Below are 25,457 nucleotides of genomic sequence, written 5' to 3'. Positions count from 1 at the left end.
CCTCCTCCCTGATGCTACCCGGCGCGAAATTTGGTGGGGGTTACGCCAAAGTGCTTTTTAAAGACATAGCTGAAGTAGTTGGGGTCCTCATAACCGCATTGACGGGCAATGAGATAGGTCTTTTCCTCTGTGCCCCGCAGAGCCTCGGCAGCCGCCTCCATCCGCACAACAGTAACGTAGGCGGTAAAGCTCATACCGGTTTCCCGCTTAAAGAGGGTGGAGAAGTAGGCGGGACTCAGATGCAGATGGGCACAAAGCCGCTCCACCGATAGATCGCTCTCTCGGTAGTGCTGCCGGATAAATTCCTTCGCCTGCTCCACAGTACGGCCGGCAGAGTCTGAGCGCTGGCGGTGAATCATGGATTGAATCCGCAGGCACCGCTCCAGACACCACTCTCCCATGGCCTCTAGGGAGGGAAAGTCTGTGGCCTGTACAGCGCCGGTGAAGCCGGTTCCGAAAACGTCTTCCATGGCTAGGTTGGCCCGCCGGGTCAGTTTCAAAAGACAGGTAAGGAGTTCTAAAAAGAAGAGGTTATATGGTCCTGGCGGAGGGTTGGCGTCACGGAGCTTTTCCGTCAGGCTCTCCACCGCTGAGCGAATTTCCGCCTCGCCGCCTAGTTTTACAGCGGAAGCAAGCGCGTGCTCGTCAGATTCGTCAAAGGAGAGACTGACGCCGCTCTCAGGCTCCAGGTCCCCGATATAGATGGCCCTGCCCCGGCCCACAAAGGCGCGGTAATCCAGGGCGGCCCTGGCCCCGGCTGCCGACTGGGCCAGTCCCCCCAGCTGCTGGCAGGGAGCACCCACTCCAATGGTCAGCGTCAACCCCAGATAAGAGCCTGCCAGGGTGCAGACCCGGCCCAGCACCTGGATCAGGTCGTAAACGGTAAACCCCTTTTGAAGAGCGGCGATCAGAGCCGCAGCATCGTTATATAAAAATGTCTTACATCCCACGTGGGATAGATTTTCCTCCAGAAGCTGCTGAATGGAAAGCGGCGCCATGGTGCTTTTCAAACCACCGCTGCCGATATGGGCCAGAGCGGCCACCCAGCCGCCTTCAGAGTACAGGTCGATGTCAAGGCGTCTGGCCTGGGCAGCCTCCTGGCCAGGAGGAATACGGCCGTCCAGCAGACGGGTATAGAAAAGCTCCTGCAAAACGGGCAGGCTCTCCGCGTACTGGGAGCGAAAAAACTCCATATTCTGGCGCTCGGTACGCTCCTGGTCCAGCTGATCCTTCAGCCTGCGCAGTACGGCGGAGAGCTCGGCGGCATTGATAGGCTTGAGAATATATTCCGACACATTCATCTGAATGGCCTGCTTGGCGTACTCGAAGTCGTCAAAGCCGGAGAACACGACAAACTTGGATGCTGGCAGCTGCTCCGTCAGAATACGGCATAGCTCCAGGCCGTCTAGGAAAGGCATCTTGATATCGGTGAGGACCACGTCCGGCAGCAGAGACTCCGCCAGCTCCAAAGCATCCTGCCCGTTGTCGGCCTCGCCCACCAAGGTAAAGCCAAGCTCGGCCCAGTCCATCTTCTGGCTGATTCCAACCCGGATATCCTCCTCGTCGTCTGCCAGCAGTACCTTATACGGCTCCATGGCGCGCTCCTTTCCTCATATCTGCACATGGCTATGGTGATGTAGCTGTGCGAGTGTTGTCCTGTTTGCCTGCGGGACAAAGAAACTGATATTCACCACCTGTTTCATGGGAGTATCAGCGGCGGTATCAATGTAAAATCCCATTGTGGTATGCCAATGGAAAAATTCTGTATAATAGCCGCTTTGCGGCAATATACCACAGGTGCAAAGCAACGTTGTGGTATATCAAGAAAAAATCCTGTATAATAGCCGCTTTGCGGCTATTATACCATATTTCACTAGAAAAGAAAGGGGCACGCAGCTGCGTGCCCCCAGTTTGGTGCGCAAAAAATCGTAAACCAGGCAGCAGGAAGACGGAATGTGGACGGGGAATTGAGTGTCCCGCACCATTCAGGTCAAATCATTTCCATACATACAAGCTGTGAAATCTGATCCCTCGTGTGAAAAGGGACTCATTTCTTGACCAGGTACTTCCGCATATCCAGCGCGCAGGCAAACAGAATGATGCCGCCTTTGACCAGATAAATCAGGTCCTGAGGCACTTGAATCATGGTCAGGCCCACAAAGATGAGGCGCAGCATCAAAACGCCGATGATGATGCCGCGAATTTTACCAATGCCGCCCACAAAGCTGACACCCCCGATGACGCAGGCCGCGATAGCGTCGGACTCATAGTTCATGCCGGTGTTGGCAGTGTTGGAGGCAACGCGGGCACCCTCAATGAAGCCGGTGACGGCATACATGGCGCCGGCCAGGGCAAAGACCATGATGGTGGTGGCAAACACGTTGACGCCGGAGACGCGGGCGGCCTCCTCGTTGGCGCCCAGGGCGAACATGTTCTTGCCGAAGGTGGTCTTATTCCAAATAAACCACATAATCACAGTACACACCAAGGCGATCCACACATAGTTGGGAATCGCAATGCCGCCGGTCAGCGTTTTGATAAAGTCGGGGCAGCCGGTGATAAAGCTGCTGTAAGAGGCATCCAGCCCGGAGATGGCCATGCCGTTGTTGTTGCCGGCCTTGACATACAGCAGGAGAAGCGTATAAACGATCAGCTGTGTGGCCAGTGTGACAATGAAGGGGTGCAGTTTGAACTTGGCCACGAAGAAGCCGTTGAAGGCGCCAAACGCCGCGCCGATGACCATAGCCAGCGCCAGAACCAACAGAACGGGCGGTGGGGTGACATTGGGCCACATCTTGCTGGAGGCAGTTACCGCCTGCAGCAAGGAGGCGGAGACACACGCGGTCAAGCCCACAATCCGGCCAGCTGACAGGTCCGTACCGGTCAGCACAATACAGCCGCCAATGCCCAGCGCTACCGGCAGATAGGCACAGGTCTGAGAGAGAATATTAATAATGGATGCCTTGCGGATGAAGTTGGGGTTGCGGATCGCGATGTAGATGACGGCGATGACCATGATGATGATCAGGGCGTTATTCAAAATCATGTCAAAGACGCGCTTGCTGGTCCAAGCCTGCGATGCTTTTTTCTCCAAAGCCTTGGATTCTTTACTCATAAGGAAACTCCCCCTTTACACATATTTCGCCGCCAGGGTGAGAATTTCCTCCTGGCTGGTGGCCTTTGCATCTACCTCGCCGGCCAGACGGCCGCCGGACATGACCAGAATGCGGTCGCATACCCCCAACAGTTCCGGCATTTCCGAGGAAACCATGATCACGCCCTTGCCCTCTTTGGCAAGCTCAATAATCAACTGGTAAATTTCATATTTCGCGCCTACGTCAATACCGCGGGTGGGCTCGTCCAGCAGCAGCACCTCCGGTTTGGTCAATAGCCATCGGCCAATGATGACCTTTTGCTGATTGCCGCCGGAGAGAGAACGGATCTGGGTGGACTGGCTGGGGGTCTTGATCCGCATGGCCTGAATTGCCCAGTCGGTGTCCGCCTTCATTTTCTTATCACTCAAGCAGATACCGCCCATGAGATAATTCTTCAGATTGGAGATCACAGTGTTGTCCCGGATATCACGGATGCCGAAGATGCCGGTGGCACGGCGCTCTTCCGTCAGCAGGGCAAAGCCGTTTTTGATGGACTCACGGGGAGTGCGGTTGCGGATTTCCCTGCCGTGGAGACGAATGGTTCCACTGCCCTTGGTCATAGCTCCAAACAGGTTCTCCAGCACCTCTGTGCGGCCGGAGCCATCCAATCCGGCGATGCCTAGAATCTCGCCCTTGTGCAGCTGAAAGCTGGCCTCTTGCAGGCGAGTGTACTTGCCGGAGAGGTTCTCCACCTCCAAAATCACATCGCCTGGAACATTGTCCTTGGGGGGAAAGCGGTTGGTCAGCTCCCGGCCCACCATCAGACGGATGATCTCATCCATGGTCAATTCCTTGGCAGGGCGGGTGGCTACCCACTGACCGTCCCGCATGATGGTGACATCGTCGCTGATGCGGAGAATTTCCTCCATCTTATGGCTGATGTAAATAATGCCGCAGCCCTTGCTGCGCAGCATATTGATAATGCGGAACAGATGCTCCACCTCCACCTCGGTCAAAGACGAGGTGGGCTCGTCAAATACGATCACCTTGGAGTCATAGCTGACGGCCTTGGCAATCTCCACCATCTGCCGCTGGCTGACTGGAAGCGTGGACATGATGGCTCTGGGGTCCACATGTACGTCAAGCTCCTCAAAAATTTCCTGAGTCCGCCGCCGCATGATGCCCTCGCTGACCATGATGCCGCCCACCTTGGGGTAGCGACCCAGCCACAGATTGTCCGTGACGGAGCGGGTCAGGGCCTGGTTTAGCTCCTGGTGAACCATGGCGACGCCATTTTCCAGTGCCTCCTTGGAGCTTTTGAAGCTGACCTCTTTGCCATCCAGGGTGATGGTGCCGCTGTCCTTGGCGTAAATGCCGAAAAGGCACTTCATCAGAGTGGATTTGCCCGCGCCGTTCTCTCCCATCAGGGCGTGGACAGTACCGGCCCGGACAGTGAGATTCACGCCGTCCAGTGCCTTGACGCCTGGAAATTCCTTGGTGATGCCTCGCATTTCCAGCAATGCCGGCTGATCCATAATATCTCCTCCTTTGCGCGTTTTGGGGTTTCTGCCTGAGCACCGTCCAAAGACGGAACTCAGGCAGAGACTCCAAAGAGAAAGGGCGCAAAGGTACGCGGCCCAACAGGGAGATTCACACAGGGAGCGGGGCTGTCAAGCAGACAGCCCCGCCTCCTTGTATACGTTGGGGCAGAGAGTACCGCGGCAATCAGGCTGTAACCTTGGCGTAAGGAACGCGGATCTTGGCAACCTTTACAGTACCATCCTCGTTCTTATCGACGTTGTAGCCATTTGCCTCGTCAATGCCGTTCATCAAAGCGGCATCGCCGTCCACGTTGGAAACCAGAGCCATGATGGTGGTGGCCATGCCCTCGCCGTCCTGCTTGACGGTACCAGTCATCTGACCATTCTGAATCTTTTCCACGGCGGAATCCAGAGCGTCAACACCATAGACGGGGATCACGGTGGAGGTGGGCTTGCCCTCCTCGTCGTTGCCCAGGTTGTAGCCGGCGGCCTGCAAAGCGGCAATGGCGCCCTCGGCCATGTTGTCATTGTTCGCGATGACCAGCTCCACCATGTTGTTGTTGGCCTCGCTGTACTCAGCCAGGATGGTGGTCATATAGTCGGTAGCGGCCTGTGCGGACCAAGCACCGGTCTGGTCCACCAGGAACTTGTCGGCGTTGCCGGCGTTATAGAAGCTCAGCTCGGGTTTGCCGGCCTCAGTCAGGATGGCGTTGGCATCCTCCACCGCAAACTGAGTGCGGTACTCGGCCTCAGCGTTGCCCTCCTGACCCTTGAACATGACATAGGAGATGGTGCCGTCGCCGTTGAGGTCAACAGCATCGTAGTTCTCCAGCAGGTAGTCACCAATCATCTCGCCCTGCATGTGGCCAGCCTCGGGAGCATCGGTGCCGACAAAGGCGCAGTTCTCATAGCTGCTGACCACGGCGTCATCGACCTCACGATTGAAGAAGATGATGGGGATGCCGGCATTCTTGGCGGCATCGCAGGCCTGCTGGGCGGAATCGGGAGAGGAGGTCTCCACAATGTTGACGATCAGCAGGTTGGCGCCGTCAGTGATGGCGGTGTTGATCTGGTCCAGCTGGGTGGCCTGGTTGTTGTTGCCGTCATAGTCCTGATACTTGATGCCGGCAGCGGTCAGCTTCTCATCCAGAGCGGTGCGGACGGTGGTGATGTACGCATCGGCAAAGGTGTAATAGAAGACACCCACGTTTAGGTCGCTGGCAGTGGTGGTATCGTCTGTTGTGGCAGAGTCATCGGTCTGGGCATCATCTCCGCCGCAGGCGACTAGAGACAGGCTCATGACCAAAGCCAGGATCAGTGCAAGAAACTTCTTCATTAAATTTGTTCCTCCTTCAAAATATTGTTTCGGATGGGACGCTCTGGCATACCAGAGCAGACTCACATCTGAACTCGTCCCTATTTTACCGTGAAGAAAGTGAAAAAACGATAGAAAATTCTTTGATCTTCTAGGAAAAAACTTTTTATCTGGGTCAGGAACCCCCAGAATCCTTCGGAAAACGCCTGGGAGGAGCGGTCAGGACGGCGCTTAGCTCTGGACAAAAGAAAGGTGGGGACATATAATAACTCTCAAACAAATCTCAGCAGAAGAAGGTGACGGCTGTGATGATTTCCACAAAGGGACGCTACGCTCTGCGAGTGATGATTGATCTGGCGGAGCATCAGACTGGGGAGTATATCCCGCTGAAGGCGATTGCGCAGCGACAGGGAATTTCAGAAAAATATTTGGAGAGTATTTTGAAGGCTCTGGTGCGGGAAAACCTGCTGACAGGCGTGCGGGGCAAGGGCGGCGGGTACCGGCTGACCCGGGCACCGGAGACTTACACCGTGGGAGAGATTCTGAGGCTGACAGAGGGGAGCCTTGCACCGGTGGCATGCCTGGAAGACCGGGCGGAGTCCTGTTGCCGTATGGCGGAGTGCCGGACGCTGCCGATGTGGAGAAAATTGGATGCACTGATCCAGAACTTTTTTGATGGAATTACTTTGGCGGACCTGATGGGCCCTAGCCAGGGCGGCGACTATATGATTTAAGCAAGAACTATGGGGCCATTTGGCAGAACTGCGGAATGCTGCATATTCAGGCTGTGGTCTGGAAAAGAGCCTGTTTTTGATCGGATACCCTCCATAGTGCCTCACATCTTGTTGACACATGTTTGCCGGAGTATTTTCTGGACTCGTGGGCTATACGGCGGGCCATATGGGAAATCCAGATTTTGCGGTGAAACAAAAAAGATTGCAGGAGACTCTTGACAGGAACAGGAAATCGTACTATAATTCCGATAAACCTACAGGATAAGTTGGTAATATAAAACGGGAATCTGCCCCCAACGGCCCGCTGGGAGCAACTATGTAGAAGGAGGACCTGCTATGAGCCATATTTACACATCTGCGGATCAGCTGACCGGGGGGACGCCACTTCTGGAGCTGACTCATGTGGAACAGGATTACCATTTGGAGGCCAGAGTCTTGGCAAAGCTGGAGTATTTCAATCCGGCCGGCAGTGTCAAGGACCGGGTGGCCAAGGCGATGCTGGATGATGCGGAGGCCAGGGGCGTATTGAAGCCTACCTCTGTGATCATTGAGCCCACCTCCGGGAATACCGGGATTGGGCTGGCCTCTGTGGCGGCGGCTCGGGGCTACCGGATCATCATTGTGATGCCGGAGACGATGAGTGTGGAACGGCGGCAGCTCATGAAGGCATACGGTGCGGAGCTGGTATTGACTGATGGCGCTCAGGGCATGAAGGGGGCCATTGCTAAGGCGGAGGAACTTGCCAAGGAGACGCCGGACAGTTTTATCCCCGGCCAGTTTGTAAACCCTGCCAACGCACAGGCTCACTACACCACCACCGGACCGGAGATCTGGCGGGATACTGATGGAACGGTGGATATCTTTGTGGCCGGCGTGGGCACTGGCGGAACAGTCACCGGTGTGGGCCGGTATTTGAAGGAGCAAAACCCGGAGATTCGAATTGTAGCGGTGGAGCCGGCGGACTCTCCTGTTCTCAGCGGAGGAAAGCCAGGGCCCCACAAGATTCAGGGGATTGGCGCCGGTTTTGTACCAGAAGTGCTGGATACCGGCGTTTACGATGAGATCATCCCGGTTAAGAGCGAGGATGCCTTTGCAGCCGGCCGACAGGTGGGCCGGCGGGAGGGCGTGCTGGTAGGGATCTCCTCCGGCGCGGCGCTCTGGGCCGCCGTAGAGCTGGCCAAGCGCCCGGAAAACCGGGGCAAGACGATTGTCACGCTGCTGCCGGACACCGGCGACCGCTATCTCTCTACTCCTCTTTTCTCAGACTAAAAAAACAGGCGGCACGTTTTGGTAGGAACTTCGTAAAGAAGTTCCTACCAAAACTATTTGTTAAGCCAGCAAGAAGTGATTGAATTGCAGAGAAATTCGAGCTATTTGGGGAAAACATTATGAGAAAGTCTACATTTGAGCAAATATTTGGAACTTGCTGCTAAGAGGATGACTATTTTCTGCCAGACTTCGCCGCTCCCGAACTTGCGTCTATCGGCATATGGGGCTAGCGGCATCTGCGGTACATTAAAACACATCGTAAAGCGGTCTACACCGGCCTGCTGCTGGGCGGCAAGCTGAACGACTATCTGACCGAAGTTGACCAGCAAGCAATGAAAGTATGAACACACTTGCCAAGCTTGCTCGTTGTGCGCCGCCCCAAAACAGGCGCTTTTTCGGATAATGTGGGGGCAATCCGGTACGCCTGCTGAAAATCCAGGGTTGCTTTTTTATGGAGCTTGGTATATAATTTAATTGAAATACTGAATACATTTTAGTTGAGATGTTGGATGCATTGTGGAATGGGAAGAGAAAAATCGGAAATATGACTTGATAGACGCAACAATGCGGGTTGTTGCCGAGAATGGGCTTCCGGCGTTTTCCATGAAAAAGGTCACGAACTTGGCGGGTGTGAGCGAGGCATTGATTTATAAGCATTTCGAAACAAAGGAAAAGCTTCTATATCTTTGCTTTGAAACGGTACACCGGCAAATCGCGGCGCTGTTCGACAAAATGGAGATCCCGCCGCTGCAGGCACCCCAGGAGATTTATGAGGCAGTCCGCGCCATGTGGATGACCTACTTCTCTTTCCTGGTGCAAAATAGCTACCGGACCATCTATTATTTTGAGTACCGGGATTCCCGCTATATCCGCCAGATCATGGAGGCTGACCAGCAGGTGAAGGATACCTATTTTCAGGGCTTTGTCAAGGTATTTATGGCTTTCAATGCGCAGTTTCATATTTATGATAAGACCAGCCCCGACCATCTGTGGACCTATATTTTGGATGTAACCGGCATTTTTGCCAAGCGGGTGATCCGCGGGGAGCTGCCTGACACGGAGGAGAGCCGCGAGAACATCTGGGAATTGATCTCCGGCGGCCTGTTTGGACTGCTCCAATGATGGAGCCGCTCCCGGGCCGCAAAGAGTACTCTTTGCCCATGTTCTATGACAATAGAACATGGATTTCCCTCTGATCTCATCGCGCTGGAGGCGCCTATTTTTTTGTAATAGAGGTGAGTAAGTCATTACTTATTATGCTGTTGGAAGCATCACGGACAGATGAGCGGCAGCGGGGGGCGCTGGCATCAGGCCCGCAAGGCGCCGGCGGAAAGCCCCAGGCCCCATAGCGGGAAAGCAATGCCCATCCCTGCCCCTTGGCCGGCGCGGGAGAGGCTTAATATATCATTTACTGCCCCGGCCCATGGCCCGGGGGTGAAAAAAAGGAGGGAACTGTATGAAGAAAACAAGGGTATGCAGCTTTTTGCTTGCCATATTAATGGCGCTGAGTCTGCTGCCGGTCCCGAGCCTGGCGGCGAATAATGACTCCAATACCACCGTCAAGATCGTCAGCTTTGCCGACGGCGAGGAAACTGGCCTGCGGGACAGCGAGCTGCTGGTGGCAAAGGTGGAGGGTTACAGCGGCGACGCGACTAAGCTGACCTACAAATGGTACAACGAAGCCTACTCATCTCAAGGAGGCGGCACACAGTACCTGTATATGTTTAACGCCCAGAATATGGTCACCGCCACTGAGCGCCGCTGCACCTCGGGCCAGACCATGTCGGGCGTGGGCTTTATGTATGCGTCCTTGTCCTCTTATCAAAACAATTACCGCACACAGAACAGCTCTATTAAGGTCGAGGTTTACAATGGAAATCAGCTTTTGGGCCAAGCCACCTACGACGGCTTTATCAACGGCGACCTTGGACTGGATTTGAAGGCCGATGCCATCGGCCTGTTTATGGGCGAATCAGTGATGGCCCGCGACCTGTTCGGTCAGATGGGCGTCACCCATATCACCTGCGCCAACAGCAGCGTAACGAGTGCGACGCTTGGTGGGGAGGCAGATACATATATTAGTGCCACTCAACGGCGAGTCCAATCCGGCGGGAAGTACGTCACCGACTATGAAATCACCGGCGTATCTGCTGGCAAGGCAACGATTACGCTGAATGTGTCAAAAACCTCAAACTGTGCCTTCCACGCGGGGCAGACGACAGACGCCGAAGTGGCTGTCTATGTATTTGAAAAGCCCACTTGGACCTCCACAGCCAGCGAGATCACCCTGGGAAACACAAAGCAGGGCTATACCTACACCATCGGCGGCCAGTCGTATGAGGCCTCACACGATAATGCAGAGATTACCTTTACCGGCCTCGAGTCCAACACCTCCTATCAGATTATCGTCAGCGCGCCCTACGGCGAGGGCAAGACGGCGTACGCCTACGTCCCCGCCACGACAAAGCCGCTGACCCGCGTTTCTGTAACGACATTGCTGGATTGGGAGCCTACCACCCTGACCGACATCAACAAGCTGGACGGAAGCGGCCTTCCCAAGAGCCTAACGTTGAAGCCGGTTGACGGCGGCGCTGCGGTTCCGCTTACATACAATCCCGACGGGCACGAAGATATGTATGTAGGCTATGCCTATCAGGGCACTTACAACCTCTGTGACGAGAGGGGCAACATCCTCAGCACTTCGCCCATCGTTATTGCCAATGACGTGTCAGGAGGGGTCAACCACAACTTTCTCTCTTTTTTCAGCGTGACGACAAAGGTGGGGGATGAGGAGGTCGGAAAGATCCCCTATCTGGCGGGCTCCATGGTTCTCGCGCCCGCCGCGCCGGATAACGACCTTCTCCCTGAGGATACGGCCTTTTCCGAATGGAAAATTACAACGGGCAAGCAGGAGGACGTTGACGCTGGAAAAACCTATCAGCCCGGCGACCATGTGATCGCCAATATCCAGCAGCCGATTGTATTGGAGGCACGGACTGTCAACGCGCTTAAAATCAAGGTCGATGTGAGGATCAACTATCAGGCCCCGGATAACCTCCAGGTCGGAAGTGAGGCGGGACACGACATAAACTACGCACAAAATAACGACGCGACCGTGATTCTCTGGCGGAGCTGGAACGACAATGGAACCACCCGTTATGAGGAGGTTGCCCGCAAGTATTGCAGCAGCGGCGAGATCGTGATGGACGCTGAGAATTCCGATGAGCCTGATTACACCGAATATACGGACCTTGCGTTTATAGGGCTGCCCGCGGAGAACCCGCAGGGCCAGGAATACACCTACAGCGTGACCCTTGGTGCCAAACCCAATTACAGTGCAACGGTGGAGAGTATGCAAACTCTCCCTGAGGACATTGACTGCGGATTTGATGCCACCCTTGATTTTGCACCCATATGCTTTGATTTGGCGTTCGGAGTGAAAGTGCCGGAGGAGCTCCAGGGCACGCTGGACGCCGTGGATTTGAAGATCACCTACTGGGATGGAGCAAAGGGCGAGGTCATCATCCAGCATAAGACGGCCGGCGTTACATTGACGGTCCCTAGAGGTCTGTATCCCGATAGCGACGGCTATATCACGCTCAACAGCACATATCCGGTCTGGAAATTCGACACTAGCAACAATAACAGCCCTTACTGGTATGGCCTGGAGATCCAGGGCTACCGGCTGAAAGACGAGGATGGAGTCACCTATTCTATCGTGGCGGGGAATGACACTCCTGTTTCCATTGTGGACGCGGAGAGCACCATAAAGGTCTCGTCCACCGGCATTACACAGTATGACGAAGACGCAACGGATGGAACGCAGCAATCCGCCAAGCTGATCGCCACGCTTCAGGGCAAGCCCACAACCATCAAGTTTGACCTCAATGGCGGCGGGAGGAATAACGCCTCCATGGAGGATCAGACGGCGTACTTCATGCCCGACCAGAAGAATCTGATTCCCGGCAGCGACCAGATCAAAGAGGGGTATGTTTTCCAGGGCTGGTATACCGATACGAGTTGCACACAAGAGGCCCCCGCAGAGGGGACGATGCTGTATGATAAAGATAATAACGATCAACTGACCCTCTACGCAAAGTGGGCCAAGCCTGTGAGCTTCAACGGCACCGTCACGGCCACCCATTTGTACAACGGCGCTCAGGCCGATCCGAGCGATTGGCTAAAAACGGCTACGGTCCTGCTCCAGCGCAGGGTTTACCTTGCCGACCAGCCGGATAGGGATTCAGAGGACGGCTGGGAGACCTGCGTCACTACCCCTGTTGAGCTCACTACTGAGGGCTCAGCAACGGTGGGGGATGTCAGCGTTGCCACCAACAGAGGAAACTACAAGTTTGAAAACATGCCGTCGGCGTCCCCGCTGTCGCCCTATGAGTACCGGGTGCGCGTCGTCGCCCAGAACTATGATTCTGACCCGAAATATACATCTGATGGAGGCATTGATGAGGGCGTTGTCGCACCCGTCACTGGGGGCAGCAACTAAGAGATTAATATTAACCTGCCGGACATGAAGCCCGAGAGTGTTGATCTGGACTACCAGATTGACGTTAGTAAGATCGGCAGCGCTTTCCGCAGTGATCTGGGGTTGGAGCGGGCCTATATCGGCTTCAATCCGACAGGCGGTGTGCCCTCCTACACCATCATCAAACAGATGAAAGATGGCAAGTCCATTAGCGAACTTGATGACAGTATCGGTAGCGGCATTTATTCCGGAACGCAGTCTGTGTGGAAAGTGCACACCCACGGCACGCTGTCCCGTTACCAACTGGGCCTGGGCAAAGTGGGCATTTATAACGAGGCTGGCAACAGCCTGATCACCGAGAAATTGGACTTGGAGGTTGACGAGTCACTTCCCTACACGATTGAACGTGCCGACGAGGTATATTACAATACCGAGACGCAGCAGCCCACCGGCACCATGAAAATTACGCTGATCCCCAAGACCTACATAGCCTCCATCAATCTGGACGGCGGCAAGTATGCCAGCAGTCCGGGCGGGAATTACACAGAGCTGACCGGCGGCTGGAGCGTCAACCATACCTGGAGCCAGGATACCCCCCTCACAAATCCCACCGGCTCCAGCGGCCGTACCTTCACCGGCTGGAGAGTGACCGACGCCAATGGCAATGACGTTACCAGCAGGTATTTAACTAACGCCGACGGCGGCTACAGCCTGAAGGCCGAGCTGCAGGAGAACGTCACCCTGACCGCCCTGTGGAGCAGCGGCGGCAATAACGGCGGCACCACCGGAAGCGGCGGAAATGGTGGAGGAGGTACAACCAAGCCAACGCCAACGCCTACACCCACACCCACGCCGGAGGAACCCAGTGTGTCCGACAAGCTGAACACCGTGGACCACATGTCCTATGTCCAGGGCTACGCGGATGGCACCGTCAGGCCGGAGAACCAGATCCGGCGCTCGGAAATCGCGGTGATCTTCTTCCGCCTGCTGACCGACGACTACCGCCAGCAGATTCTGAGCGAGAGTAATCTCTACTCCGACGTGTCGGACGGCATCTGGTACAATACGGCCGTCTCCACCCTCTCCGGCGCTGGGATTATCAAGGGTCTGTCCGACGGTACCTTCGGCGGCGAGAGACCCATCACCCGCGCGCAGTTCGCCGCTATCGCGGCGCGGTTTGACGACGGCGCGGTGGACACCAGCGGGATTTCCTTCTCCGACACCGGAGGCCACTGGGCGGAGCGCGAGATCAAGCGCGCGGCGGCGCTCGGCTGGGTGCAGGGCTACGCGGACGGCTCCTTCCGGCCGGAAAAGCTCATTACCCGAGCTGAGGCCATCACCATCATCAACCGGATGCTGGGCCGTGACTGCCTCCATGAGGACAGCTTCCTGGATGGTATGAAAACCTTCTCTGACAATCCTCCCTCTAAATGGTACTACGAGGCCGTGCAGGAGGCGACCAACTCCCACACCTTTGAGCGGGATGCCGGCGGCTATGAGCTTTGGCGCACACTGCCCGACAATCCAGACTGGGGGAAGTACGAATAAGCGGCAGGAAGCGCAGACAAAAGTAAAACCTTTAACAGTTAAAACATGGCGGGGGTGTCTATTTTCCAGGATGCCCCCGCCAGTCCCCTGTTGACAGGCGCTTTGTGTATGGTAAATTGGAGCTGCTATATAACAGGCAAACAGAATATGGCCTGTGACTATTCAGCCGTTACATAGACGACTACAAGAACCCCAGCGGAAGGAGAATTCCCGCCGGAGTCGGTGCGCCTATGTAACGCCTTCTTTTTATGCGTTGATAAGTGAATGACCGTCTGAATAAGATACCACGCCATGACCTCGCCGGGAGCAAAGCGCGATTACTCCGCCGCTCCTCCCCCTACAAAGTTCTGGTTCTGCGGGGACCCCTGCTGTGCGAGCGAGCGGGACAACGCCGCTGAAAAAGGGGCAGGAACGCCATTTTGCGTGTCGCCTGTTTTATGGATTACCCAATGCGGAACAGACCCGGAAAAGGGCCGACTATGATCCAATAAACATCTGGGTCCAGTAATTGCCCTGGGCTACATACCCCACACCGATCTGGGTATAGGATGCATTCAAAATGTTGGCCCGGTGCCCGCTGGAGTTCATCCAGCCGTTCACCACTGCCTGCGGGGTGGGATAGCCCCTGGCAATATTTTCCCCAGCGGTTCGGAAGGACAGGCCAAAGGCCTTGATCATCTGGAAGGGGGTGCCATAGGTGGGACTCGTATGGGAGAAATATCCCTTATTGAGCATATCCTGAGACTTATACCGGGCCACCCGGCTCAGCTCCCAGTTGGCGGTGAGCGCCTTCAGACCGTTTTCACGCCGGACTTCATTTACCAGGCGGATGACCTCGCTCTCATAGCTGAGAACGCTTTGACTGATCTGCGGGATATTCAACACCTGCCCAGGGTAGATCAGATCTGGGTTTGATACCTGAGGATTTGCCTGAATGATTTCACTGGTGCCCGCCTGATACCGGACAGCCAGCTTCCACATGGTGTCTCCTTTGGTCACAGTGTGGGTCAGCCCCGCAGCCTGGGCGGGCATGGTCAGCAAAGTTCCAGCCAAGGCAGCGGCTATAAAAAATATTTGTATTTTTCTCGTGGTGATTCCTCCTGAAATGCATGAAATGTGTTGTTTTCCGGATAGGAATGAAGAAATTGTAACCGATTTGTAACTATTTTGCAAGCTGCAATGTCTCCCAGACCTGGCGGGAAACGCCAGAATGTGCTATCCTATGTTACGAGGTGATTGCCATGTATGATGAGCTGACGGAGGTCGATCTTCAAAAAATGCGGGAGGAGATCGACTATCGGACCCGGGTTTTACGGCCCCAATTGATTGAAGAGGTCCAGACCACCCGGGCCTTTGGCGATTTGAGCGAAAACTATGAATATAAATGCGCAAAGCAGGCCAAAAACCGTAATGACAGCCGCATCCGTTATCTAGAGCGGATGATTCGCACTGCCAAAGTGATTTCGGTCAAGGACACAGCGGACGCGGTGGGCCTGTTTGATAAGGTGACGATTTTTCACGAGCTGACCAAGCAGGAGATGACCATTCGAATTGTTACCACGCTCCGCCAGGACGCCTTGAAGGGTTTGATCAGCAAGGAGTCCCCGGTGGGGAAGGCCCTGCTGGGCCACAAGGTAGGAGACCGGGTGGCGATCGAAGCTGGCAGCAAGTATTTTGTGGAGATCCGTGGGATTGAGAAGGGAGAGGATGACGCATCCTTGGAAATTAGCTCTTATTAAAGAGAAACGCCCGGCCTGAGGCCGGGCGTTATGATTTTGTAAAAGCAGTCGCCTTCCAATAATGAGCAGAGTTTTTCGCGCGTTTCACATGGGATTCGTGTAAAATACGATCTGGTACTCAAAAATATGATATGATGCGGAGTATCTGACCTTCGCGATATGCGAGAAGATCACGGGACAAACAGAAATCGTGGAATTCAGGGAGGTCCCGGCCTGTTGGAGATATGAGAGCGGAAAATCCCCAATATCCATGGAAACACGGAGTTACCGAGCTGATTATTTTGGTACCAGCATGGGCTACCTTGTGGAACGTACCGATGAAAAAATTCCATATCCCACAAGTAAGCGAAAAGCATCGTCTAGGCAGCCGGGCTGGAAGTGATGCAGGGAAGGCTGGCGCTGCAGATCAGGTAGTTTGCATACCCGGTGGTTTTATGCTCTGCTTGGTTCTACGATGGGGAGCGTTTGCTGGGTGGATAGGGTGTCCGTTCGTCTGTGCGGCCCATGAGGTAGTCCACACTGGTGCCGAAATAGTCGGCCAGCTTCCCTGCCAGTTCCAGCGGCAAAGGCCGCTCGCCCCGCTCGTACTTGGAATAGAGGCTTTGGTCGCACATAAGCACGGCCGCCATGGTCTTTTGTTTGATGTCTGCATCCTCCCGCAGATCTCGAATCCGTAATTTCATCTCATCACCTGATAGCAGTATATTTTGGTCATATTGTCCTATTGAAAAAATGGACGATATGTCCTAAAATATACGTAAAAATGAAACGCCGTCTGACGAGACAGCGTTTGAAAAGTGATGAGAGCGCCGCTAGAGACGGGAAGATATGCGGACACTCCTCGACAGCGATCAGGAATCCTCCTCGAAATGGTAGGCGATCAGGTCCTGCGGCTGACAGCGCATGATTTCACAAAGCCGCCCCAAGGTGTCGGTGGTAATGGTACGGTCGTGACGGATGCGCTGAAGCGTCTGTGGGTCCAGCCCCTGATTGGCCAAATAGTAGTAGGAGATGCCGTGCTTTTTCATATAAGCCCGCATCGGTTCAAACGTCATTGGCACGAAATCACCCCAACGTTATTATAAGGGCCTTGCATTTTTTATTATAGTGATTATAATCATGCTATTGAGGGCTATGAGAAAGGAGATGCGGCCATGGCGGACTATCGAAAGCCCTATTTCGCGCTGTTTAACGCAATCACGGAGGCGTTGATGTATCTGGAACTGGGTGCCTACGAGGATGTACGGGATATTCTGGTGGAGGCTCAGCAGACTGGAGAAGAACTGGTCATCTCCCAATCCGATGAGGAGGATGAGGGATCAATGAAGGCTCCGGGTTTTGGGGGAATGCGGCCCTGAAGCTGCTGGCATGAGGGGACGAGCAGGCTTTGACTTTTGTGATTTCAGCGCCGCCAACGAGGGCGGCGTTTTTTCTTGTGCTTTCCGGCGCTTTTTGATATACTGGCCATATCCAAGAGAGAGGGAGGTGGCCCATGCACGAAATTCAGGCCAAGTCCATCCTCTCCCCCCGGGGCGGTATTAACGTCTACCGGGGATGCACGCATGGGTGCATTTACTGTGACTCCCGCAGCACCTGCTACCAGATGGACCACGCCTTTGAGGACGTAGCCGTGAAGGTCAATGCTCCGGAGCTGCTGGAGGAGGCCCTCCGCCGCAAACGGCGGCGGTGCATGGTTGGTACTGGCTCCATGTGCGACCCGTATCTTCCTTTGGAGAGGGAGCTGAATGTGACCCGACGGTGTCTGGAGGCCATAGAACGGCAGGGCTTTGGCGTGGCGGTGCTGACCAAGTCCAACCTGCTCCTGCGGGATTTGGAGCTGCTGCGGCGTATCCACCGCAAGGCCAGGGTAGTGGTGTGCACTACCTTCACCACCCTGGATGAGAACCTATGCCGCTTGATCGAGCCAAACGTATGCACGACCCGGCAGCGCTTTGAGATGCTGCGGGCGTGCCGCGAGGCGGGGCTTCTTACCGGTGTGTGGCTGTGTCCCATCCTGCCGTTTTTGAACGACACGGAAGAGAATCTTCGGGGGCTGTTGGAGCTGTGCTTTGCTGCGGGCGTGGGAGCCATCATCAATTTCGGGATGGGGGTCACGCTGCGGGATGGAAACCGACAGTACTTCTATCAGGCGTTGGACCGGCACTTTCCAGGCGTCAAAGAACAATATGTCAGGCAATTCGGCAGCCGTTATGAGTGTCCCAGCCCTCGTGCCGCCCAGCTGAGCCGTATCTTTCAGGCTGAGTGCCGCGCCCGAGATGTGATCTGCGAGGCGAATCAGGCCATGTCCTGGCTGATGGAGGACCCGCAGACCGGGGAGCAGCTGCGGCTATTTTAAAAATAAGGAGGATTTCACCATGTTGTTTGTCTGTTATCCCAAGTGCACGACTTGTCAAAAAGCCCGGACTTGGCTGGACGCCCAAGGCGTCTCCTATGAGGTCCGGGACATTAAGCTCCAAAACCCCAGTGCCGAAGAGCTGCGGCAGTGGTGGCAGCGAAGCGGCCTGCCGCTGAAAAAGTTTTTCAACACCAGCGGCTTGCAGTACAAGGCCCTGGGGCTGAAGGACAAGCTCAGCGCCATGAGTGAAGAGGAGCAGTTGGAGCTGCTCTCTACCGACGGCATGCTGGTCAAGCGGCCTCTGCTGATAGGTGAGGACTTCGTGCGGGTGGGCTTCCGCCAGCCGGAGTGGGAAGAGACGCTGGGATGATTCAGCGCCTGGATTTTGCCCCGCTGGATGGAATCACCCGGTCGGTATTCCGGCGGGTGTGGTTCCGGCACTTCGGCGGCGCGGACCGGATTTTTGTGCCTTTTTTCTCCCCAACCCATCACCATATCGTGACACCTCGCGATCTGCGGGAGATCACCCGAGAGGGCGCAAAGGACCTGCCTCTGGTGCCCCAGGTCATGAGCCGTCTGGCGCCGGACTTCCTCTGGGCGGCGGAGGTGCTGGAGGATTTGGGCTACCGGGAGATCAACCTGAACCTGGGGTGCCCCTCTGGTACAGTGACTGCCAAGGGGAAGGGCTCTGGGTTTTTGTCCCGGCCGGAGGAGCTGGACGCCTTTTTTGATCAGGTGTTTTCCTCCGTCCGCCTGCCGGTGTCCGTTAAAACCCGGCTGGGCTATCAGACGCCGGAGGAGTTTCCGCGCCTGCTGGAGATCTTTAACCGCTATCCCATTGCCTGCCTCACGATCCACGCCCGGGTGCGGCCGGAGAAGTACAAGGGTCCACTCCACCTGGACGTCTTTGAGGCGGCGCTGAGAGAGAGTAAAAACCCCGTCTGCTACAACGGGGACCTCCAGACCGTGGTGGGTGTGCGGGCGTTTGAGACCCGTTTCCCGGCGGCGGAAGCAGTGATGATTGGTCGGGGAGGTGTGGCGGACCCGGCTCTTTTCCGGAAGCTTCAAGGCGGTCCCCCCGCCTCCCGGGAGGAGCTTCAATCGTTTACTCAGGAGCTGTATCGAGAATATCAGGCCTTTTACGGTCAGGTGGGCACTGCCGCCCAGCGGATGCGGGAGGTCTGGTTTTACCTCATTCACCTCTTTGAGGACACAGAGCGGCTGAACCGCCCTATGCGCCGCTTTCGGACCCCAGGGGAGTACGAGGCGGCGGAGGCAGCTATTTTTCGGGAGCTGGTACTTCGAGAGGACGCCCAGGGCGTTCTGGCTTAAACGTGGAAAACGTCCGCAGATGGCAGCTGCCGTCCGCGGACGTTTCTATTGAAACAAAGAAGGATTAACCATGTGCCGCCACCGGCAGCACATGGCCATCAGGTTATAGCGCATGGGCGGGAGGAACCCTATGCGAAAAAACCGCATGCCCTGTCAGGCTTCCCGATTTTGTGATAGATTCTATGCGCATGAGTGTTATGCATCAAACCGGAAGAGGTTCAATCCAACCTTCTCGTTAAACGCCCGGTCCACAGAACCAGGCAGGATAGTAATCACCAGCTCGCCGGTGGCGCTGATCCGGGCACGGTTTAAATGGCCGCCTGCCACGCGGCCCTGGTCATCACCGGCGCTCATATGGAGATGGCAGTAATACTCGCCATTCATGGTGCTGACGGTGCCGGTCAGGGAGACAATCTCATACCTTCCCTGAAACTGGTTAGCCTGATAGGTCTTTTCGACGGGATCAAATACCCCAACTGTAAAGTCATCCACCGCACCCAGCCCCTGGACGGAGGCAAGACGAATCCCCTCTGCCAGAGAAACAGCCCGGACCTCCTCTAAAATATCCTCGCCAGGGTCCAGCCGCACAATGCACACCTGATCAAATCTCCGGTATTCCATAAGAATCCTCCTTGATTTTTCTCCAGACTACCACAATCACAGGGAGAAATCAAGCAAGGGTCAGATCGCCGTCCTTCACCCATCCGGCCTTGCGGCAGAGCTGGTTGACGAGGGGGCAGAGGATGGCGGGCAGGACAAAGGAGATCAGAATCAGTCCGGCCCAGTCAAAGGCACCGGGGATGGTGGCCGCTGCGCCATTGGCGATGGCCTGCTCACTGGGGGAGACCCACCCGGTCCATACGCCCAGCTGACCGCACAGACCACAGGTGCCCATACCGGAATTGATGGCAGCGCCGTTCATTTCCAGTTTGAAAAGGCAAGTGGCAATGGGGCCGGTGATGGCAGAGGTGACAGTGGGCGCAATCCAGATGCGGGGGTTTTTCACAATATTGGGCATCTGCAGCATGGAAGTGCCCAAGCCCTGGCTCACGAGACCGCCCCAGCGGTTTTCCCGGAAGCTCATGACTGCAAAGCCCACCATCTGGGCGCAGCAGCCTGCTACAGCGGCGCCGCCGGCCAGTCCCGTCAGACCCAGTACAGAGCAGATGGCGGCGGAGGAAATGGGCAGTGTTAGCGCCACACCCACCAGGACGGACACCAGAATTCCCATCCAGAAGGGCTGGAGGAGGGTGGCCTGCATGATGAGCTGTCCAAAGGCGCTGGCAGCAGCGCCGATGGGCGGCGCGATGACCCATGCCGCGCCGATGCCAACGAGGGTGGTGAAGATCGGGGTCACAAGGATGTCGATTTTGGTCTCCTTGCTGATGGCCTTGCCGCACTCAGCAGCGATGATGGCCACAAACAGTACGGCAAGTGGACCGCCCGCGCCGCCCAGTGCATTGCAGGCATAGCCGACGGTAGCAAGGGAGAACAGCACCAGGGGCGGCGCCTGGAGAGCATAGCCGATGGCGATGGCCATAGCCGCTCCGCTCATAAAGGAAGCCATGCCGCCAATGGTATAGGGGACCTCGTTGATTTGGATAATGGGCGCAGTGAGAAAGCCGATGTGGAATTGGGTACCGATGGTATTGAGGATAGTGCCGATCAGCAACGAGCAGAACAGCCCCTGGGCCATGGCGCCCAAGGCGTCAATCCCGTACCGCTTGGCGGAGATGACAATGTTTTTGCGTCGGAGGAAGCCTTTGAACCTTTCCATGGGTAACACCTGCTTTATGTAAAATTAGTGTGGTACACAGGTGTCTTGACACCTGTGTACCACACTATACACGCAAAAGCCGCCCTTGTCAACTGCTTTTTAAAGGCTGCATCCCGCGCAAAACTCCTTCCTGGTGAGAGGAGCGGGGGAGTGCCTCCCAAAAGAAACGCGGTGCCGGACAGACGGCAGGGTGAACCAGGTCCTCACTGGTCCAGAACCTCCTTAAAATCCGGGCATAGATTGGGGCGATGGATATCCAGGATCATGGGAAGCTGTTTTTCACAGAATACCTTATCCAGACCCTCCATACCATATTTCAGCTTGTACTCGATCTCCTCCTTGTAGGCAGGGATGACGCTGTAGAAATTGATCTTCCGGCCGTCCTCAGCGTTCAAACCGCCAAGACGGTTATCCTCGCCGGTCCAGCTCAGCACCACGCCTCCGAAGCCCACGCCATCACAAAGCGGTGTGTACTCTGGACCATTGGGCACAGTGTGCCCCCAACCCAGCCAGGTCTCATACTCATGGGGGAACCGGGCCAAAAATTTCAGCATCCGGACAGGCCAGTAGGAGGATTCAGGCATGTCACTGGAGAGGGAGAACTCTTTCCCCAAGTCCCAGCTGCCAGGGAGAAACAGATAGAGTTCCGCATATTTAAGGTCCTCCCGGTCCGAAAGCTCATCCGGCAGGGTCATGGGGAGATCACTCATGCCGGTGGTGTAGAGAACATAGAAATCCTGTTTTTCCGTGGGCCGCATAATGTTTATGTCGATGTGTACCAGATCGCTGATCAGCTCGTGGAACACAAAACTCTCTCTTCCAGGAAAGAGCGCTTCAAAATGTTCAGTAATCTCCTCAGCATAGGCACCTACCGACTCCGGCGGCCGCCAGCCCGGTTCCTCTGGCGTCTCATAGCGATAGATTGGCGAGCCGCCGGGAGTGACCCTCGGCTTTTTGCGGAATTTGTCAAGAAAACCCATCCAGAAACCTCCTGTCAGAACACATTCATGCTTCAATTAAAATATGCATCCGTCGCAGTGCGTCCAATACTCGCTGCCAGGACGCCTCATCGGGGCAGGAAATCGTATGGAGATGAATCCCCTCTGTCAGATCAGACAGGGGACGGGCGTCAGACTGGGCGCAGCGGTCCAGGAACTGCTGCACATCGTACCGGCTGGAGAGCTGCAATGGGCCGGTGAGCTGTCCATAGACAGGATGATCCACGATGACATCCAATACAGTGCAGCCGTTGTCCACCATGGCGTTGAGCTCCGCCTCCATGCCGGAGGCACTGTGGCGGCAGACAATCTGACGCAAAAGGCCAGCCGGTGAGCGCTGCATGACATACCCGCGGGGGGTGGCGGTGATGTCCGCGCCAGTAGCCCGCAGAAGAGCAACATCTCCCACAACGATCTGCCGGCTCACGGAGAACCGCTCTGCCAGAACACCGGCACTGACTGGCTGATCAGACTGCCGCAGCGTATTGAGGATGGCCTGTCGGCGCTGTTCTGCCTGCATAAGCATCCCTCCCTCTAGCATGGAAATCCAAAGCGGCATGGCCGCCCGGCGTTATGACAGCAGTATAGCACATTTCTAGGGAAAAGCAATCAAAAGAGCGCCATTGGCGCTCTTTTTCAGGCGTCAACCGCCCAGGTATGCTTTTTTAATAGCGGGATTTTCCAGTAGCTCCTGGCCGGTGCCAGTGGTAACGACTTTCCCGGTTTCCAGCACATAGCCGCGATCAGCGACATTCAAAGCTGCCTGTGCATTCTGCTCCACCAGCAAAATTGTGGAGCCGGAACGGTGCAGATCCTGAATGATGGAAAAGATCTGCTCCACGAGAATCGGCGCAAGGCCCATGGAGGGCTCATCCAGCATCAGTAGCTTGGGATGGCTCATCAGGGCCCGGCCCATAGCTAACATCTGCTGCTCACCGCCGGAAAGCGTGCCCGCCACCTGCTTGCGGCGTTCCCTCAGACGGGGGAACAGATCATAGACCCGCTCCAGATCGGCGGAAATACCAGAGCCGGGCTGCGTATAGGAGCCCATTTCCAGATTTTCCTGCACCGTCATCTGCAAGAAGACGCGGCGTCCCTCCGGCACGAGTGCCAGGCCCCGGGAGACAATTTTGTGCGCAGGAACCTTCCCCAGGTTCTCGCCAAGAAAGGTGACAGAGCCGGTGTGACTGTGGAGCAGTCCCGCAATGGTGTTCAGCGTGGTGGATTTTCCAGCGCCGTTGGCTCCGATCAAGGTGACGATTTCCCCCTCATTGACCTCAAAGGAGATGCCCTTGATGGCGTGGATACTGCCATAATAGACATTGATATTGTCTACAGTTAAGATTGCCGCCATACTCACGCCTCCTTTTTCTTGCCAAGATAGGCCTCAATGACTGCGGGATTGGACTGGATATCTGCCGGCGTGCCCTTGGCGATGATACGGCCAAAATTCAGCACCGCGATGCCCTCGCAGATGTTCATGACCAGACTCATGTCGTGTTCAATCAACAGTACCGCGATCTGGAAGGTATCACGAATTTTTCGGATGTTTTCCATCAGCTCCGCCGTCTCGGAGGGGTTCATACCCGCAGCGGGCTCATCCAAAAGCAAAAGAGAGGGATTGGTGGCAAGCGCTCGTACGATTTCCAACCGGCGCTGCGCGCCATAGGGCAGCGAACCCGCCTTGGCTCCAGCCAGATCTTCCATATGGAACAGGCTCAAAAGCTCCAATGCCCGGTCATGGACCACCTTTTCCTCTTTCCAGAATTTCGGCAGGCGGAAGATGCCGCTCCACATGCTGTAGGACATCTGGGCGTCCATGGCCACGGTGACATTTTCCTCTACCGTCAGGTCATTGAAAAGGCGGATATTCTGAAAAGTCCGGGCAATACCGGCCCGGTTTACCTGGGCGGTGGTCATGCCGTGGGTATCCTTGCCATCCAGCAGGATGGTGCCCTTAGTGGGCTGATAGACTTTAGTCAGCAGGTTAAAAACCGTGGTTTTACCGGCGCCATTGGGCCCGATCAGGCCGGAGATCTCCGTTCGGCCGATGGCAATGTTAAAATCCTCCACCGCCGCGAGGCCGCCGAAGTTGATGCCCACGTTGATGCACTCCAAAATCGGGGACTTGTCGATGTCCCGGTCCGGTAGCATGTTAGGGGAGGGGACAGGAATCAGTTTTGAGAACATATCACATGGCCTCCTTTCCGGTACTCTTGCGGGAACCGCCCCGGCGGAAGCGGCTGAAAAACACCTTGAAGGTGGGATTATTGGTAGCCAGCATCACCAGGATCAGCACGATGGCGTACACCAGCATCCGATAGTCGGAGAAAGCACGGAGCATCTCTGGAAGCACCGTCAGTGCGGCGGCGGCAATCAGGGAACCCCAGATGTTGCCAAGACCGCCCAGCACCACAAAGACCAGAATCAAAATGGAGGTGTTAAAGTTGAACTTGGTCGCCTGGAGAGAGGAGAAATTCAAGCCGTACAACGCGCCGGCGGCGCCGGCCAGAGCGGCGGAGGTAACAAAAGCCATCATTTTGTATTTGGTGATATTTAATCCAATGCTCTCTGCGGCAATGCTGTTGTCCCGCAGCGCCATAACAGCCCTGCCCGCTCGGCTGTGTTTCAGATTTAAAACCACCGCCAATGTCACCATCACCAGCAGAAAGCCTGCGGTGAAGGTTGCAATGGTATTGGTGCCGGCGGCACCCTGAGCACCCTTGATGATGGCAAGGCCGTCCTCCTCCAGATGAAGGTCCGCGATGCTCTTACTGCCGGTGATGTTGAGGGCGATGTGCAGCCCCCGGGAGTCGTGGCCCACCAGAAGACAGTTGACCAGCTCCTTGATGATTTCGCCAAAGGCCAGTGTGACAATGGCCAGGTAGTCGCCCCGGAGCCGCAGCACTGGCGTGCCTACGATGACACCTGCCAGCGCGGCCACCAGCGCACCGACCACCATGGCAATCGCCAGCCGGATAGGCTCGGAGGGAATGGCGCTCTGCAGGCTCATGGCGGCGATAATGCCGGAGAAGGCACCCACGCTCATGAATCCCGCGTGGCCCAGACTCAGCTCCCCCAAGATACCTACGGTCAGGTTCAGCGACACCGCCATGGACATATAGCAGCAGATGGGGACCAGCTGACCGGACAGGGACCGGCTCAATCCGCCGCTGGCATTTAGGGTGCTCAGCACGGCAAAGGCGGCGATCACGCCAAGGTAAGTGAGAAAGTCTGTGCGGGTGTGTTTTTGAATGCGCAGTTTTTTCATAT

At 55.8% G+C, this 25,457-nt stretch carries 25 protein-coding genes; 11 read left to right on the top strand and 14 right to left on the bottom strand.

Annotation, left to right across the window (positions count from 1 at the left end; genetic code table 11):
• Positions 1–14: 14 nt before the first annotated feature.
• The 4 genes from KJS55_RS04415 to KJS55_RS04400 form a co-directional block, all read right to left on the bottom strand.
• Positions 15–1,595, bottom strand: a complete 1,581-nt coding sequence (locus tag KJS55_RS04415; protein WP_213542772.1) for a response regulator transcription factor — start codon at positions 1,593–1,595, stop codon at positions 15–17.
• A 452-nt stretch (positions 1,596–2,047) separates the two neighbouring features.
• Positions 2,048–3,115 carry a galactose/methyl galactoside ABC transporter permease MglC gene (locus tag KJS55_RS04410; protein WP_187028201.1) on the bottom strand — a complete coding sequence of 356 codons (1,068 nt, stop codon included), beginning with the start codon at positions 3,113–3,115 and terminating at the stop codon, positions 2,048–2,050.
• 15 nt (positions 3,116–3,130) lie between these two features.
• Positions 3,131–4,633 carry a sugar ABC transporter ATP-binding protein gene (locus KJS55_RS04405; protein WP_394806184.1) on the bottom strand — a complete coding sequence of 501 codons (1,503 nt, stop codon included), beginning with the start codon at positions 4,631–4,633 and terminating at the stop codon, positions 3,131–3,133.
• Positions 4,634–4,820: 187 nt separating this feature from the next.
• Positions 4,821–5,972: a galactose ABC transporter substrate-binding protein gene (locus KJS55_RS04400; protein ID WP_187028203.1), complete on the bottom strand. Its 1,152-nt coding sequence runs from the start codon at positions 5,970–5,972 to the stop codon at positions 4,821–4,823.
• Between the two features lie 284 nt (positions 5,973–6,256).
• Between KJS55_RS04400 and KJS55_RS04395 the strand changes: the two genes are divergently transcribed.
• The 6 genes from KJS55_RS04395 (at position 6,257) to KJS55_RS04370 (ending at position 13,982) form a co-directional block, all read left to right on the top strand.
• Positions 6,257–6,685 carry an RrF2 family transcriptional regulator gene (locus tag KJS55_RS04395; protein ID WP_187028204.1) on the top strand — a complete coding sequence of 143 codons (429 nt, stop codon included), beginning with the start codon at positions 6,257–6,259 and terminating at the stop codon, positions 6,683–6,685.
• Between the two features lie 336 nt (positions 6,686–7,021).
• On the top strand, positions 7,022–7,954 hold the full coding sequence (gene cysK, locus KJS55_RS04390; protein WP_187028205.1) for a cysteine synthase A: 933 nt from the start codon (positions 7,022–7,024) through the stop codon (positions 7,952–7,954).
• Between the two features lie 236 nt (positions 7,955–8,190).
• Entirely contained in the window at positions 8,191–8,298 is a 108-nt protein-coding gene (locus KJS55_RS17640) for a TnpV protein (protein WP_213543646.1), read from the top strand.
• A 172-nt stretch (positions 8,299–8,470) separates the two neighbouring features.
• Entirely contained in the window at positions 8,471–9,076 is a 606-nt protein-coding gene (locus KJS55_RS04380) for a TetR/AcrR family transcriptional regulator (protein WP_213542771.1), read from the top strand.
• 334 nt (positions 9,077–9,410) lie between these two features.
• Complete coding sequence (locus KJS55_RS04375) at positions 9,411–12,455, top strand: InlB B-repeat-containing protein (RefSeq protein ID WP_213542770.1); 3,045 nt, start codon at positions 9,411–9,413, stop codon at positions 12,453–12,455.
• A gap of 24 nt (positions 12,456–12,479) precedes the next feature.
• Complete coding sequence (locus KJS55_RS04370; RefSeq protein WP_213542769.1) at positions 12,480–13,982, top strand: S-layer homology domain-containing protein; 1,503 nt, start codon at positions 12,480–12,482, stop codon at positions 13,980–13,982.
• Positions 13,983–14,459: 477 nt separating this feature from the next.
• On the opposite strand, the gene safA is transcribed toward KJS55_RS04370, so the two are convergent.
• Complete coding sequence (gene safA, locus KJS55_RS04365) at positions 14,460–15,014, bottom strand: SafA/ExsA family spore coat assembly protein (RefSeq protein ID WP_187028337.1); 555 nt, start codon at positions 15,012–15,014, stop codon at positions 14,460–14,462.
• A gap of 209 nt (positions 15,015–15,223) precedes the next feature.
• On the opposite strand from safA, the gene KJS55_RS04360 reads away from it, so the two are divergent.
• Positions 15,224–15,721: a GreA/GreB family elongation factor gene (locus KJS55_RS04360; RefSeq protein WP_187028206.1), complete on the top strand. Its 498-nt coding sequence runs from the start codon at positions 15,224–15,226 to the stop codon at positions 15,719–15,721.
• 449 nt (positions 15,722–16,170) lie between these two features.
• Here the strand turns inward: KJS55_RS04360 and KJS55_RS04355 are convergent, their stop codons facing one another.
• Positions 16,171–16,404 carry a helix-turn-helix domain-containing protein gene (locus KJS55_RS04355; RefSeq protein ID WP_213542768.1) on the bottom strand — a complete coding sequence of 78 codons (234 nt, stop codon included), beginning with the start codon at positions 16,402–16,404 and terminating at the stop codon, positions 16,171–16,173.
• Positions 16,405–16,572: 168 nt separating this feature from the next.
• Entirely contained in the window at positions 16,573–16,776 is a 204-nt protein-coding gene (locus tag KJS55_RS04350; RefSeq protein ID WP_187028208.1) for a helix-turn-helix domain-containing protein, read from the bottom strand.
• 99 nt (positions 16,777–16,875) lie between these two features.
• Here KJS55_RS04350 and KJS55_RS04345 point away from each other — a divergent pair, with 99 nt between their 5' ends.
• The 4 genes from KJS55_RS04345 (at position 16,876) to KJS55_RS04330 (ending at position 19,409) form a co-directional block, all read left to right on the top strand.
• On the top strand, positions 16,876–17,079 hold the full coding sequence (locus KJS55_RS04345; protein WP_187028209.1) for a hypothetical protein: 204 nt from the start codon (positions 16,876–16,878) through the stop codon (positions 17,077–17,079).
• Positions 17,080–17,213: 134 nt separating this feature from the next.
• Entirely contained in the window at positions 17,214–18,077 is an 864-nt protein-coding gene (locus tag KJS55_RS04340) for an SPL family radical SAM protein (RefSeq protein WP_187028210.1), read from the top strand.
• 19 nt (positions 18,078–18,096) lie between these two features.
• Complete coding sequence (locus KJS55_RS04335; RefSeq protein ID WP_187028211.1) at positions 18,097–18,447, top strand: arsenate reductase family protein; 351 nt, start codon at positions 18,097–18,099, stop codon at positions 18,445–18,447.
• On the top strand, positions 18,444–19,409 hold the full coding sequence (locus KJS55_RS04330) for a tRNA dihydrouridine synthase (protein WP_213542767.1): 966 nt from the start codon (positions 18,444–18,446) through the stop codon (positions 19,407–19,409). The genes KJS55_RS04335 and KJS55_RS04330 overlap by 4 nt, the downstream gene beginning before the upstream one ends.
• A gap of 195 nt (positions 19,410–19,604) precedes the next feature.
• Here the strand turns inward: KJS55_RS04330 and KJS55_RS04325 are convergent, their stop codons facing one another.
• The 7 genes from KJS55_RS04325 to KJS55_RS04295 all read right to left on the bottom strand — a co-directional run bounded on the left by KJS55_RS04325 (position 19,605) and on the right by KJS55_RS04295 (position 25,455).
• Complete coding sequence (locus KJS55_RS04325) at positions 19,605–20,030, bottom strand: PPC domain-containing DNA-binding protein (protein ID WP_187028213.1); 426 nt, start codon at positions 20,028–20,030, stop codon at positions 19,605–19,607.
• Between the two features lie 49 nt (positions 20,031–20,079).
• Positions 20,080–21,186 carry a PTS sugar transporter subunit IIC gene (locus KJS55_RS04320; RefSeq protein WP_213542766.1) on the bottom strand — a complete coding sequence of 369 codons (1,107 nt, stop codon included), beginning with the start codon at positions 21,184–21,186 and terminating at the stop codon, positions 20,080–20,082.
• 203 nt (positions 21,187–21,389) lie between these two features.
• Positions 21,390–22,166 (bottom strand): suppressor of fused domain protein, encoded by a 777-nt coding sequence (locus KJS55_RS04315; RefSeq protein ID WP_187028215.1) that lies wholly within the window; start codon positions 22,164–22,166, stop codon positions 21,390–21,392.
• 25 nt (positions 22,167–22,191) lie between these two features.
• Positions 22,192–22,704 carry a transcription repressor NadR gene (locus KJS55_RS04310; RefSeq protein ID WP_187028216.1) on the bottom strand — a complete coding sequence of 171 codons (513 nt, stop codon included), beginning with the start codon at positions 22,702–22,704 and terminating at the stop codon, positions 22,192–22,194.
• 123 nt (positions 22,705–22,827) lie between these two features.
• Positions 22,828–23,538, bottom strand: a complete 711-nt coding sequence (locus KJS55_RS04305) for an ABC transporter ATP-binding protein (RefSeq protein WP_187028217.1) — start codon at positions 23,536–23,538, stop codon at positions 22,828–22,830.
• A gap of 2 nt (positions 23,539–23,540) precedes the next feature.
• Positions 23,541–24,338, bottom strand: coding sequence for an ABC transporter ATP-binding protein (locus KJS55_RS04300; RefSeq protein ID WP_394806171.1), 798 nt, complete (start codon positions 24,336–24,338; stop codon positions 23,541–23,543).
• A 37-nt stretch (positions 24,339–24,375) separates the two neighbouring features.
• Positions 24,376–25,455 (bottom strand): branched-chain amino acid ABC transporter permease, encoded by a 1,080-nt coding sequence (locus tag KJS55_RS04295; RefSeq protein WP_187028219.1) that lies wholly within the window; start codon positions 25,453–25,455, stop codon positions 24,376–24,378.
• Positions 25,456–25,457: the final 2 nt, after the last annotated feature.

Origin of the sequence: Pusillibacter faecalis (assembly GCF_018408705.1) — a bacterium.
GTDB lineage: Bacteria > Bacillota > Clostridia > Oscillospirales > Oscillospiraceae > Oscillibacter > Oscillibacter faecalis.
This window is presented reverse-complemented; position numbering and strand designations above follow the sequence as displayed.

What these genes read in the sequence shown, in the direction of transcription:
- KJS55_RS04410 (WP_187028201.1), bottom strand. Translation starts at nt 3,115, where the DNA reads ATGAGTAAAGAATCCAAGGCTTTGGAGAAAAAAGCATCGCAGGCTTGG.
- KJS55_RS04370 (WP_213542769.1), top strand. Translation starts at nt 12,480, where the DNA reads ATGAAGCCCGAGAGTGTTGATCTGGACTACCAGATTGACGTTAGTAAG.
- KJS55_RS04360 (WP_187028206.1), top strand. Translation starts at nt 15,224, where the DNA reads ATGTATGATGAGCTGACGGAGGTCGATCTTCAAAAAATGCGGGAGGAG.
- KJS55_RS04325 (WP_187028213.1), bottom strand. Translation starts at nt 20,030, where the DNA reads ATGGAATACCGGAGATTTGATCAGGTGTGCATTGTGCGGCTGGACCCT.
- KJS55_RS04400 (WP_187028203.1), bottom strand. Translation starts at nt 5,972, where the DNA reads ATGAAGAAGTTTCTTGCACTGATCCTGGCTTTGGTCATGAGCCTGTCT.
- KJS55_RS04315 (WP_187028215.1), bottom strand. Translation starts at nt 22,166, where the DNA reads ATGGGTTTTCTTGACAAATTCCGCAAAAAGCCGAGGGTCACTCCCGGC.
- KJS55_RS04340 (WP_187028210.1), top strand. Translation starts at nt 17,214, where the DNA reads ATGCACGAAATTCAGGCCAAGTCCATCCTCTCCCCCCGGGGCGGTATT.
- KJS55_RS04350 (WP_187028208.1), bottom strand. Translation starts at nt 16,776, where the DNA reads ATGACGTTTGAACCGATGCGGGCTTATATGAAAAAGCACGGCATCTCC.
- KJS55_RS04330 (WP_213542767.1), top strand. Translation starts at nt 18,444, where the DNA reads ATGATTCAGCGCCTGGATTTTGCCCCGCTGGATGGAATCACCCGGTCG.
- KJS55_RS04300 (WP_394806171.1), bottom strand. Translation starts at nt 24,338, where the DNA reads ATGCTACCGGACCGGGACATCGACAAGTCCCCGATTTTGGAGTGCATC.
- KJS55_RS04375 (WP_213542770.1), top strand. Translation starts at nt 9,411, where the DNA reads ATGAAGAAAACAAGGGTATGCAGCTTTTTGCTTGCCATATTAATGGCG.
- KJS55_RS04335 (WP_187028211.1), top strand. Translation starts at nt 18,097, where the DNA reads ATGTTGTTTGTCTGTTATCCCAAGTGCACGACTTGTCAAAAAGCCCGG.
- KJS55_RS04310 (WP_187028216.1), bottom strand. Translation starts at nt 22,704, where the DNA reads ATGCAGGCAGAACAGCGCCGACAGGCCATCCTCAATACGCTGCGGCAG.
- safA (WP_187028337.1), bottom strand. Translation starts at nt 15,014, where the DNA reads ATGCCCGCCCAGGCTGCGGGGCTGACCCACACTGTGACCAAAGGAGAC.
- cysK (WP_187028205.1), top strand. Translation starts at nt 7,022, where the DNA reads ATGAGCCATATTTACACATCTGCGGATCAGCTGACCGGGGGGACGCCA.
- KJS55_RS04320 (WP_213542766.1), bottom strand. Translation starts at nt 21,186, where the DNA reads ATGGAAAGGTTCAAAGGCTTCCTCCGACGCAAAAACATTGTCATCTCC.
- KJS55_RS04345 (WP_187028209.1), top strand. Translation starts at nt 16,876, where the DNA reads ATGGCGGACTATCGAAAGCCCTATTTCGCGCTGTTTAACGCAATCACG.
- KJS55_RS04355 (WP_213542768.1), bottom strand. Translation starts at nt 16,404, where the DNA reads ATGAAATTACGGATTCGAGATCTGCGGGAGGATGCAGACATCAAACAA.
- KJS55_RS04295 (WP_187028219.1), bottom strand. Translation starts at nt 25,455, where the DNA reads ATGAAAAAACTGCGCATTCAAAAACACACCCGCACAGACTTTCTCACT.
- KJS55_RS04305 (WP_187028217.1), bottom strand. Translation starts at nt 23,538, where the DNA reads ATGGCGGCAATCTTAACTGTAGACAATATCAATGTCTATTATGGCAGT.
- KJS55_RS04415 (WP_213542772.1), bottom strand. Translation starts at nt 1,595, where the DNA reads ATGGAGCCGTATAAGGTACTGCTGGCAGACGACGAGGAGGATATCCGG.